This window comes from Clostridium oryzae (assembly GCF_002029235.1).
GTDB classification, from domain to species: Bacteria; Bacillota; Clostridia; order Clostridiales; family Clostridiaceae; genus Clostridium_AE; species Clostridium_AE oryzae.
In genome coordinates this window covers 17,791-30,048 of the sequence record NZ_MZGV01000009.1, presented here as the reverse complement: position 1 = coordinate 30,048, position 12,258 = coordinate 17,791, and the positions used below count along the sequence as shown (strand labels likewise).

The following is a 12,258-nucleotide window of genomic DNA, read 5'->3' as shown; positions in this document are numbered from 1 at the left end:
TGAAGTATGACTACTTGGAAAGGAATTCGTCACTATGAGAATTGGATTAGACGGAAGAGCTGCAAAATGGTATAGAGGTACTGGCATAGGAAATTACACGTATCAACTTATAAGTGCTATTAACTCTATAGACAACTGCAATGACTACCTATTGTTTGCACCTGAAGACAGTGATCTAGATATAAACTTTAGTAAACATTTTACTGTTAGAAATATTACTGAGAATAATACAGATAATTTTTGGGATTCTATTAATATTCCCAACATACTTTTAAATAATGAAGTTGAAATTTATCATATACCCCAAAATGGTATAGGGATGCCAAATAGTAAAGAATGCCCGTTTATAATCACACTGCACGATATTATTCCATACAGGCTTCCTGATACTGTAGGTAAAAGCTACCTTAAAATATTTTTAGAACAAATGCCTGATATAATAGAACGGTGTGATGGAATAATTACAGTATCCGAGTATTCGAAAAATGATATTATTGAAGAGTTCAATTTTCCTCGAGATAAGATTTTCGTAACTTATTTAGCTGCAGAAAGCATATATAAACCAATTGATAAGAATAAGAGCAGGGATATTATAAAACATCTTTACGGCATAGACTACCCTTTCATTCTTTATGTTGGTGGATTTAGTCCTAGAAAGAATATCGTTGGTTTAATTGAAGCCTTCAGTAAATTCTCGGTAAAAAATAGTGAATTTAAGCTTGTTATTGCCGGAAAAAAAGGCATTTCCCATACTCTTTATAAAGAGAAAGCTGAGGCCTTAGGCATAGAGGATAAAGTTGTTTTCCCAGGTTTTATATCTATGGAGCATCTTCCGTATCTTTACAATGCTTCTGACTTATTCGTGTATCCTTCCTTCTATGAAGGCTTCGGACTTCCCCCAATTGAAGCTATGTCTTGTGGTGTTCCAGTTGTAACTTCAAACACTACATCTATTCCCGAAATAGTCGGCGACAATGCCTTTTTAATAAATCCTAGTGATATAGATCAATTATCAAGTGCATTGGATGTAATGATAAACGATGAAATCATAAGAAAAGATTTTATTTCTAGAGGCATTAAAAGAGCTGGAGAATTGAGCTGGTATAACACGGCTGTACAAACCTTATCAGCGTATAAATCTATAACGAACTAAAAGGTAAGAGAAAGGAGTAAAGATAAAAGTGATGGTTAAAATTCAGCCATGCTGAATTTTGATTGTATATGTGACAATGTCCCAAAACTGCTATGAACAATTTTGGGACATTATTAATTATATTGTAATTTATTTATTATTGTTCTTTACAAACTCGTCAAGTTGTTTCTGGAATTCTGCCTGAACTTTCTCTACTCCTGCCTGTTTTAATTTTTCTTTTAATGTAGCTAGTCCCTTAACTGGATCAACATATCCCAGTTTCAATGGAAGATAGTACTGCTGCATTACATTTAGAACAGATGCATATTCATTTTTAACGGGGTCAGTATTCAAGTTAAAGCTTGTGTAAATATTGTCTACAGCATTATCTTTAAGATTTTGTCTGAAGTCTTTTAAGTTTTTAGGTGAACCAACAAGGTCTTTTCTGAAGTTTGTATCTCTGTATCCCCAAGAACAATACCCTTCCTGCTGGAATCCCTCTTGATCTAACGGTTTAAGCTGATTATCTTTTGTTATATCGTAGTGCTTGCCTTTTATTCCATATGTCAAAAGATTATAGTAGCTTTGATCAGTTCTTAACTTTTCAAGAAGCATTAATGCTCTCTCAGGATTTTTAGCACTTGTAGGTATAGCCATAGCGTCTTGAATATATGGTTGAGCATATACTGGCTTTACAAAGTTAACATATTGTAAATCGTATTCAGGATGAAGCATATAATTTGTAACCCAAGTATCCATATTATGGATGTACGAAGCTGCTTTACCATTCTGAAGCATCTTATCATCTTTATTAGATAAAACTGATTTAGTCCAATATCCTTTGTCACTCCATTCTTTCATCTTCTGAAGAAATGCTGGCATATCAGGTGAATCTACAATATTAACAATTTTACCTGTTTTATCTGTAGCATCTACCCAGAATGGGCTTTGTGTAGCTACATCTCCCGAAAGAGGATATAAGTTTTTATTGAAGAAGTATAGACCATCTATAGGTGTCTGAGTAGAAAACATTCCTGTTGGATCCATATTTTTGTCATTTTTAACTACTGCATCAAGGTATTTGCCATAATCATCGAGAGTACTGATTTGCTTAATGCCATACTTTTTCATCAAGTCCCCTCTAACAATGATTCCATAGGTGTTATAAGCGGTATAGTTACGTGGAAGTGCATATATATGTCCATTTACTGTAGCCTGCTGCAAAGCTTGTTTAGGTTCAGCTGCAAAACTCTTCGGAGCATATTTAGGTCCAATTTCCTCTAATGGTTTAAACGCTCCTTTTTGTGCCTGCTGATAGAAATTTAGCCATGTTGCTGTATAAATTAAATCGATAGGTTCACCTGATGATAAAACCAGTGGATACTTTGTTCCAAAGTCTCCAAAACTTATCCAATTGACCTTTACGGTAGCATTTAAATCCTTCCTTGCCTTTTCGTTAAACTTTGACAACACTTCATCGTAATCCTTTGCAGGACTGCCGATCAAATACATAGAAAGTTCAACTTTTTTAGAGGTATCTGCTTTTTTTGCACCTTCAGCTTTATTCTTACTAGAACATCCTGTGAAAGCTACTGAAGATGTAATAATTCCTGCGATAGCCATGCACATAGCTTTTGATAATCTTTTCATAAAATTTCCCCCTTTAGTTTGTAAAACTTTTGGTATTTGCTTTGATTGAATGTATATGATAAACCGATTTTAACGGTATTATCCTTTTACTGCTCCTACTGTTATACCCTTAACAAAATATTTCTGAACAAATGGATATACAAGTATAATTGGTCCTGTTGCAATAACTGCCATCGCTAGCTTTAAGGATTGACTAGGCAAATCCCTCATAGATATGCTTGAAGCTGAAGATATCCTAGACATAGCTTCTGTTGAAGATAACATATTATATAGCATGTACTGAAGTGGAAACTTCTTATAATCAGACATATATAGCATTGCATTATACCAGTCATTCCAGTAGTCTAGTGCTATAAATAGTCCTATAGTTGCAAGACCAGCTTTTGACAGAGGTAAAATTAGCTTTAAGAATATTGTAAAATCTCCTGCTCCATCAATTTTGGCAGACTCTATAATAGATTCTGGAATTCCACTCATGAAACTTCTCATAACTAGAAGATAAAAAACATTTATAAGAAGTGGGAGTATAAGTGCTAGATAGTTATCCTTAAGGTGAAGATAACGAATCATAAATATATATAGTGATACAAGTCCTCCATTAAACAAAGTTGTAAAGTAGAAGAAAAACGATAATTTATTTCTATACTTAAAAGTTTTTCTGCTTAGTATATATGCTGTCATTGATATTATGAATAGTCCTAATGCTGTTCCAGCAACTGTGATAAATACAGTGACTTGATAAGCTCTTATTATATCCATTGGATACTTAAATATCATCTTATATGCACTTAATGTAAACTCTTTAGGTAATATACCATAACCATATCTTGATATGGCATGTTCTGAAGTAAAAGAACCGGATATTAGCATTATAAAAGGTAATAAACAAATCACTGCTAGAATGCTAACAAATGAGTACCCTATTATATTAAATATTATTGTTGCTTTTGAAGTTCTTATTTTATTTGATTTATTGGCTATTATTCCCGTCTCTCCATTCACATATACTGAATTCTCTTTATTCATGATAGCGGCCTCCTTAATTTAATTTAAAATAATGCATAATCGCTATCAATCTTCTTAACAATAGCATTAACAACCATTATAATTACAAAACATAAGAAAGATTGATAAAATGTTGCAGCTGCAGTCATCCCTATATCACCGCTATTGATAAGTGACCTAAACACGAAGGTATCGATTACATCTGTAGTATTAAATAACTGTCCATTATTTCCTACTATCTGATAGAACATTTGGAAGTCTCCTCTAAGTATTCTTCCGACATTAAGTAAAATAATAATTATTATAGTAGGCTTTATTGACGGAATAGTTATATTCTTTATCTTCTGAAATACATTAGCCCCGTCTATGTCAGCGGCTTCATAGCATTCTGCATCTATGCTGGTTATCGCAGCAATATATATTACCGAGTTGTAACCTACCCACTTCCAAGAATTAAAGAATGCAATTATGAATACCCAGGCAACTGGCATATTATATAAGTTTACAGCCTTGAAATGTAATGATTTAAGAATTGTATTCAAAGTCCCTGTCTCAAAGTTAAATATGTTATATACGAATGCTCCTACGATTATCCATGAAATAAAATATGGTAGAAATATTATTGATTGAGAAATCTTTTTAAAGTATTTGTTTCTCATTTCATTAAGAACGATAGCAACAAACATAGCTAAAACTTGAGACGTAATTAAATTAAATAAGTTATAAAGTATCGTATTCTTCGTTACCAAAAATCCAGTTCCTGAATTAAAGAAAAATTTGAAGTTATCTAAACCTGACCAATTGCTTCCAAATATGCCCAAATCAAACCTATAATTTTTAAATGCTAAAATAATTCCGAGCATTGGTATATACGCAAATATTATTACTAGTAATACTGCTGGTGAAGCCATAAAAAATAAAGTTCTGTTCCTTTTGAATTCCTGTAAAAAACCATCCTTTTTATTCAAATTGTTCTCCCCCTTCAACTAATGATGCGCACTGCTTAAAACAAATTGTAACATCGCTTTCTATGTATTAAGTTTACATGTAAACGTAGTCATGAACAATATGACTACTTTACGATTACCAGTAAAAATTTATGATGTTTATCAATAATATACGTATTATATCCAAGTGCAAAAAATTAGCTAGGAGCTTAAATGCAGCTCCTAGCCTACAATAATAATACGTATTATTTCATTGCTGGAATAGTAATTCTAACTAAAACACCTTCACCTAAAGTACTTTCATATTGTAATCCGTATTCTTGTCCATAACACAATTTTATTCTATTGTTGATATTTTTAATCCCATATCCACTTCCTTTATATTCATTGCTATCTGATAATAGCTTATCTATCTTTTCTTTAGTCATACCAATACCGTTATCTTTTATTCTAAATACTATATTATTCTCATCTTTACGCACTGAAAGATGTATAGTCCCTGCCCCCTTTCTATTATCCTCCATAATCCCATGTATGATGGAATTTTCAACTATCGGCTGAAGAATTATCTTTAGTACCTTGTATTCATATAATTCTTCTGCTATATCTACAGAGAAATCGATTCTATTATCAAACCTTAGATTTTGTATCTGTACATACGTAGCTACATGGTTTATTTCGTCTTCTATTGTAACAATGTCCTGGCCTTTATTTAAACTTAGTTTATAAAATTTGGCAAGTTTTTGAGCTATATCTGCAATTTTAGGTACGTTATTATCAATCGCCTCCCAATTTATAAGGTCTAGAGTATTATACAAGAAATGAGGATTGATTTGAGCCTGAAGCGCCTTAAGTTCAGCGTTCTTTATTTCCTTTCCATTTTTATATTGTTCCTCCACCAACATATTTACCCTTTTAACCATATAATTAAAAGAATTCATAAGTTCACCAATCTCATCATGATTTCTTGATTTGATTTTAACGTCCAAATTACCATTTTGTATTTTCTTCATACTTTTAGTAAGCAGCGATAGTCTCTTTAATGTAAAGCCTGATATCTTATAGGAAATGTAATATGCTATACCTCCTATGATTAACACAAGAAATATCATGAGCTTCCCAAGCTTATTTCCCTCAGAAAGTATTTCACTATATGGTATTGCTGTAACAATGGTCCAATCTGTATTATCTATTGTCTTTGCGTCCACAGCAAACCTTTTTGAATGTATTTTAATGCTATCCCAGTTAACTTCTCTATTAGCTAACTTTTTTTCAATATTTGCCCTTAAGGAATATTTGTTTAAAATATCTACATTCGAACAGCAAATTATATTACCATTTGAATCCTGTATATATACAACACCATTTCGAGTAATATTAGCCTTATTTATTATGTCATCTATGTTTTTTTTCATGATGCTTATCTTGACTACCCCTATATATTCTCCTATTTTGTCTCTATTCCTAATTTTTCGTAAAAGAGATATAACTTCTTCTCTTTGAGAATAATCTGAATTGCTCTTAATTTTCTCAGGTGGTGTCCATGTTACTTTTTCATTGGAATTCATAAGCTTTTTATATACTTCAGATCCTATTAAACTGTTATAGTTTTCAAAATATAGGTTTTGATTTGAATATATAAACCAATTTGGAACATATATTGATACTCTGTATATGTCCTGCGAATTCTTAAAACCATAGAGAAAACTCTCCAGATAGCGCATATCGATATTTTGTTGAATTATATCGTTTTCATAAGTGTTCCTATTTCTTGAAAGTATCCTCTGTATATCCGAATCATAGTATATGATATCTGATGCATCAATCAGAGATTGAGTTTTATAGGCTATGAATCTTCTCGCTTGATCAAAAGATTGTTTAGCAGAATATTTAAGTTGTTTTTCGTAATCTACGGAAATGTTTGAGTATGCTACAAAAGTTAGAATAATAAGCGGTACAAATATTAGAACAAAGTATGAAATCATAAGTTTTGTTCTTATGCTGCTTTGTATAAAATTATCATATATATTTCTAAAATGAAATTTTTTCATTGTTTATACTTCTCTCTATATTGCGATGGTGTTATACCTGTTATTTTTTTAAAAACCTTGGTATAGTAATTAGGATCGCTATATCCTACGTTTAGTGCGACTTCAAGAAGTTTTAGTCTGTTGTCCTTTAAATACTCCTTGGATTTTTCTATTCTAACTTCAACAATATAATCACTTATAGTTTTTCCAACTTCCTTTTTAAACAGTGCTGAAAGATATGAAGGTGTTAAGTATACAACATCTGCTAAAGTTTTAGTAGATATGTTTTCATCTTTATAGTTTTTATCTATAAATTTTTTAATTTCAAAAATAGTTCTGCTGCTTGATCTGATTTCCTCTATTTCTTCAAAGCTTTTATTGATTTTCTCCAGCATGTAACTTTCAATTTCATCTATAGTATTAAGGTTGAGCATTATTTCCCATATATGCTCGTCTACATCATAATTAGTTTTTGAATCATAAATTCCTCTGCGGTTGGCCTCCCTAAAAATTTTTACACATAACCTAAAAAAGATACACTTTATATAATTTACATCATCTATATCATATTTTTTAAGTTCTCTACAGGTCTTCTTTATCAATTTAACAGCTTCATCCTTATTTTCTTCAGAAAGATGTTTAGACATCCTTGTTTGTATTTCTTCATCTGAAGGTAATTCAATATCTTTCCTATTCTCTTTATAAAACACGGTAGTTCCGTATCCATAATAAAATACTTTTGAAAGTGTCTTCTGTGCAGCTGTAAAAGATTTATTTATATTTTTGAGTCCAATTTCACTCTGCCCAACAGCACAGAAAAGTTTTAAATTTTTATCTACTTTAGTATTAATAAAATCGCATATTCCTAATAATAAATTCTTGATGCTATCATCTCTATAATTGATTATAGATACTATATTATTATCCTTATAGGTCGTGATATTTTTTATATCTTTAATATACTTTTCTACAGTATTAAGTATTTTTTCGTATTCATCTTTTTCTAAATTATCCTCTGTTCTGTTTTTAACCTCTAAAACCATGACAATAAATTTATCTTTATCGTTAAATTGTATTTTTAAGTAATCTAGATTCCTGTTAACTTCTTCTGAAGAAATTTCGGATGATAATGTCAGTTTTTCTATCAGATTCTGTTTAATGAATGGAATATTATCATAGATTACTGTATCAATGCTATCTTTATCGGCTTTCCTATTTTCATCTTCCAGGCACATTTGAGACGCCTTTTTTATGGCTTCACTTATTTCTATTAGATTAACCGGTTTTTCCACATAGCTTACAGCACTTATATCTATTGCAGCCTTTAAATATTCCTTATCTGCATAAGCACTTAAAAATATTATTCTGCAATCCGGTTGAGTCTTCTTTATTTCCCTGGCCATTTCAATACCATTCATACCTGGCATCCTTACATCAGAAACAACAATATTAGGTTTTACTCTTTTTACAATCTCTAGTCCTTCCTTACCGTCAGAAGCTTCTCCTGCCAGCTCTATATTCAGTTTACTCCAAGGAATGTGTTTTATGAGTCCTTTGCGAGTAACTGTTTCATCGTCTATAATAATTGCTTTTAGCACAATAACATCTCCTTTAAAATAATGATGTTACAATTTTAGATAAAACAGAACTAAACTACTGAGGATTGCAAGATTGCTGTACATTCTTCAATAGAAAAAATATGATAGGTAATTTTAGAAAACAATTTAAAATAGATTATTCGTCATATCTTATTATTTTACTTATTATCGTAAAGTAGTACGATTGACTATAAACTGAAAGCAGTGCTATATTATCATTATACTATAACGATTACATATAGAAAAGAGGGTAAAAAATTGGATAAATTATTATACGGTACAGCCTATTATGATGAATATATGCCTTATGAAAGACTTGATAAAGATATTGAAATGCTTAAAGAGGCGAATTTTAATGTAGTACGAATAGCTGAATCAACCTGGGGAACCTTCGAACCTCAAAATGGTGAATTTAATTTTACCCATATTGATAAGGTAATGGATGCCATGCATAAGGCTGGAATTTACGTAATAATCGGAACTCCAACCTACGCTGTTCCAACCTGGCTCGTAAAAGAACACCCTAATGTACTGGCCTATACTAAAAATGGTCAGAATAAGTATGGTCCTCGCCAAAACATGGATATAACCAATCCTGTTTATCTTTATTATGCTGAGAGAGCCATACGAAAGCTAATGGAACACGTGAAAGATCATCCATCTGTTATTGGATATCAGGCAGATAATGAAACAAAACACTATGATACCCGCGGCGAAAATGTTCAAATTGCTTTTCAAAAATATATGAAGGCTAAATACAAAACTGTGGAAAATTTAAATAGAAGCTTCGGGCTCAATTACTGGAGTAATGCTATTAACTCATGGGAAGACTTTCCAAATGTAGATGCAACAATAAATGCCAGTTTATCTTGCGAATTTTCAAAGTTTCAGCGAAAACTTGTTACGGATTTTCTAGCGTGGCAGGTTTCAATAATAAATGAATACAAACGGAACGATCAATTCGTAACACAGAATTTTGATTTTGAATGGAGAGGTTATTCCTACGGAATGCAGCCGGATGTAAATCATTTTGATGCTGCAAAAGTTTTTGATTTTGCTGGAGTGGATATTTATCATCCCTCTCAAAGCGAACTTACCGGCTGTGAAATATCCTTCTGTGGTGATATAGCTAGATCAATGAAAAATAATAACTATTTAGTAATCGAAACTGAAGCTCAAGGCATGGCTGAATGGGTTCCTTATCCTGGTCAATTAAGACTTCAAGCCTTTAGCCATCTTGCGTCTGGGGCAAATATGGTATCCTACTGGCACTGGCATTCTATACACAATGCTGTTGAAACTTATTGGAAAGGAGTACTAAGCCATGATTTTGAATCTAATCCTGTATACGAAGAAGCCAAAACCATTGGAAATGATTTTAATAAGCTTAGTACCAAACTTATTAATCTGAAAAAAGAAAACAAAGTTGCGGTTCTTTTCAGCAATGAGGCTCTTTCCGCATTAAATTCCTTTAAGTATAATGCCAAAGGATTAGATTATAATGACGTACTGAGGCTCATGTACGATGCTCTCTACAAAATGAATGTAGACTGTGATTTTATTGATCCTTCTAGTGAAAATATAGAAAAATATTCTCTTATTGTAGTTCCTCCGCTTTACGCTGCTTCAGATGAGCTACTGCTTAGATTAAACAAATTCGTTGAAAATGGAGGACATATTGTATATGGCTTCAGAAGTGGTTTTTCTGATGAGAATGTAAAAGTCAGAACTACTCCTCAACCAGGTGTGATTGAAACTGCTTGCGGAGTATATTACAACCAGTTTGTCGTTTCCAATAACATAGGTCTTAAGGATAATCCTTTTAATGTAAGTGAAGAAAAAAATCATTTAAGTTCCTGGATGGAACTTCTTATTCCTAAAGCTTCAGCAGAAGTACTTGCTTATTATGATCATCCATATTGGGGAAAATATGCTGCAGTAGTTCAAAATCATTATGGCAAAGGTATGACTACTTATATAGGATGTCTACCTAGTGATGAAATAATAGAAAAAATATTTGAGAATGCATTAAAGAAATGTGAGCTGTGGGGTATTGAACAGCAGTTTCACTTCCCTATTATTTCAAAATCCGGTACTAATGAAGCAGGTAATACCATACGATATTACTTTAATTATTCAAACGACAGTGCTACAATTAATTATCCATACAATAATGGTAAAGAGCTTCTATCCGAAAAAACTATATCACATAATGAAACCATAACCTTAAAACCATGGGGCTTCGTTATTATAGTGAATTAAGAGAAAAAGGCAACAGGAGCAATAAAATAAAAGTATTATTCAAAAATTAAGAGTCTGGGACTTAAAATGGTTGCACTCGGCGGAGACATTGAAGTGAGTTTAGCAATTACCCCCTGGCTTTACAGGATTTTCGTTTAGATTCCGACGTCATAGCGCAAGCGTCCTCGTAAGGAATCCGAAAATCCGCATAAAGGCAAGGGGGTAGTTGCTTAACGCAGCGGAACTAGTCGACATAGAGTGTAACTATTTTTTATATATTTACACGCGAACTTATGTTTGCTATAATCTATTTATAGAGGTGAATAATACATGGATATAAGCGAAAAATTAGAAATATTATCAGACAGTGCAAAATATGATGTATCTTGTGCTTCCAGCGGCAGCAGCAGGAAAAATACAAAAGGTGGATTAGGTTCTGCTAAAGCCTGCGGAATATGCCATAGCTTTGCTGCTGACGGAAGGTGTATTTCGCTGCTTAAAATACTACTTACTAATTATTGTATCTTTGATTGTACCTATTGCATAAACCGACGGAGCAATGACGTAAGAAGAGCTGCTTTTACACCTGAGGAAGTTATTTCTCTAACTATGAATTTCTATAAGAGAAATTACATAGAAGGTTTATTCTTAAGTTCAGGCGTTTTCAATTCACCTGACTACACAATGGAACTGTTGATACGTACAATTAAAAATTTAAGATTAGTACATAAATTTAATGGCTATATCCATGTAAAAGCTATCCCTGGTGCTGATGAAAAACTTATTCGAGAAGCTGGACTTTATGCTGACAGAATGAGTGTAAATATAGAACTTCCCTCAAACACAGCACTCAAAATGTTAGCTCCTCAAAAGAGTAAAAATACGATTTTAAAACCTATGTCATTTATAAGCAATGAAATCACGGCTAATAAAGACTTGAGAAAAAATATAAAAAACTCCCAGCTTTTTGTCCCAGGTGGTCAAAGCACTCAATTGATTGTAGGTGCTACGGGCGACAGCGACTATAAGATACTAAATCTCTCACAAAATTTATACGATAAGTTTAGATTAAAAAGAGTCTATTATTCAGCTTATGTTCCAATAAATACTAACCCAAAACTTCCGGTAATAAAACAGCCTCCGGTTCTAAGAGAACACAGATTATACCAAGCTGATTGGCTGCTTAGATTTTATGGCTTTAATTCATCTGAACTGTTAAATGACCGTACACCAAATTTAAGTTTAGATTTTGACCCTAAAACCTTCTGGGCTTTAAACAACATGGAACACTTTCCTGTAGAAATAAACAGGGCTCCTTATGAAACTTTACTTAGAGTACCTGGAATAGGGGTGACTTCTGCCAATAGAATACAACACATACGCAAAGTTCACAGCATAGATTTTAATGATTTGAAAAAGATTGGTGTAGTTCTGAAAAGGGCACAGTATTTTATAACCTGCAAAGGAAAATACAGTGGTGATGTAGCCTTTAATGATGATTTTATCAAATCTAGACTTTTAGATAATTCAAAGCCAACTATCAGAATAAAAGAACATACAGAATTTGAACAGCTTTCATTTTTTCAAAACCTGCCATCTATACTTGGCAGTGAGGATTATTTCTCCAAAATAACCGGAAACCTTTAGGGAGTGAT

8 protein-coding genes are annotated in these 12,258 nt (G+C 32.4%); 3 read left to right on the top strand and 5 right to left on the bottom strand.

The window, feature by feature from the left end:
* Positions 1-34: 34 nt before the first annotated feature.
* Positions 35-1,153, top strand: a complete 1,119-nt coding sequence (locus CLORY_RS05885) for a glycosyltransferase family 4 protein (protein ID WP_079422587.1) — start codon at positions 35-37, stop codon at positions 1,151-1,153.
* Between the two features lie 129 nt (positions 1,154-1,282).
* Here CLORY_RS05885 and CLORY_RS05880 read toward each other — a convergent pair whose 3' ends face one another.
* From CLORY_RS05880 to CLORY_RS05860, 5 genes are all read right to left on the bottom strand, one after another.
* Positions 1,283-2,782, bottom strand: a complete 1,500-nt coding sequence (locus CLORY_RS05880) for a DUF3502 domain-containing protein (protein WP_079422586.1) — start codon at positions 2,780-2,782, stop codon at positions 1,283-1,285.
* A gap of 78 nt (positions 2,783-2,860) precedes the next feature.
* A complete protein-coding gene (locus tag CLORY_RS05875) occupies positions 2,861-3,808 on the bottom strand; it encodes a carbohydrate ABC transporter permease (protein ID WP_079422585.1) in 948 nt (315 codons plus the stop codon).
* Positions 3,809-3,831: 23 nt separating this feature from the next.
* A complete protein-coding gene (locus CLORY_RS05870) occupies positions 3,832-4,755 on the bottom strand; it encodes an ABC transporter permease (RefSeq protein ID WP_242954352.1) in 924 nt (307 codons plus the stop codon).
* 224 nt (positions 4,756-4,979) lie between these two features.
* Positions 4,980-6,785, bottom strand: a complete 1,806-nt coding sequence (locus CLORY_RS05865) for a sensor histidine kinase (protein WP_079422584.1) — start codon at positions 6,783-6,785, stop codon at positions 4,980-4,982.
* Positions 6,782-8,362, bottom strand: coding sequence for a response regulator transcription factor (locus CLORY_RS05860; RefSeq protein ID WP_079422583.1), 1,581 nt, complete (start codon positions 8,360-8,362; stop codon positions 6,782-6,784). Before CLORY_RS05860 ends, CLORY_RS05865 begins: the two co-directional genes overlap by 4 nt.
* Before the next feature lie 258 nt (positions 8,363-8,620).
* On the opposite strand from CLORY_RS05860, the gene CLORY_RS05855 reads away from it, so the two are divergent.
* Complete coding sequence (locus CLORY_RS05855) at positions 8,621-10,624, top strand: beta-galactosidase (RefSeq protein ID WP_079422582.1); 2,004 nt, start codon at positions 8,621-8,623, stop codon at positions 10,622-10,624.
* 309 nt (positions 10,625-10,933) lie between these two features.
* Positions 10,934-12,250 carry a putative DNA modification/repair radical SAM protein gene (locus CLORY_RS05850; RefSeq protein WP_079422581.1) on the top strand — a complete coding sequence of 439 codons (1,317 nt, stop codon included), beginning with the start codon at positions 10,934-10,936 and terminating at the stop codon, positions 12,248-12,250.
* Positions 12,251-12,258: the final 8 nt, after the last annotated feature.

Excerpts from the sequence above, each read along its gene's own strand:
- CLORY_RS05875 (WP_079422585.1), bottom strand. The coding sequence starts at position 3,808 with ATGAATAAAGAGAATTCAGTATATGTGAATGGAGAGACGGGAATAATA.
- CLORY_RS05885 (WP_079422587.1), top strand. The coding sequence starts at position 35 with ATGAGAATTGGATTAGACGGAAGAGCTGCAAAATGGTATAGAGGTACT.
- CLORY_RS05850 (WP_079422581.1), top strand. The coding sequence starts at position 10,934 with ATGGATATAAGCGAAAAATTAGAAATATTATCAGACAGTGCAAAATAT.
- CLORY_RS05880 (WP_079422586.1), bottom strand. The coding sequence starts at position 2,782 with ATGAAAAGATTATCAAAAGCTATGTGCATGGCTATCGCAGGAATTATT.
- CLORY_RS05865 (WP_079422584.1), bottom strand. The coding sequence starts at position 6,785 with ATGAAAAAATTTCATTTTAGAAATATATATGATAATTTTATACAAAGC.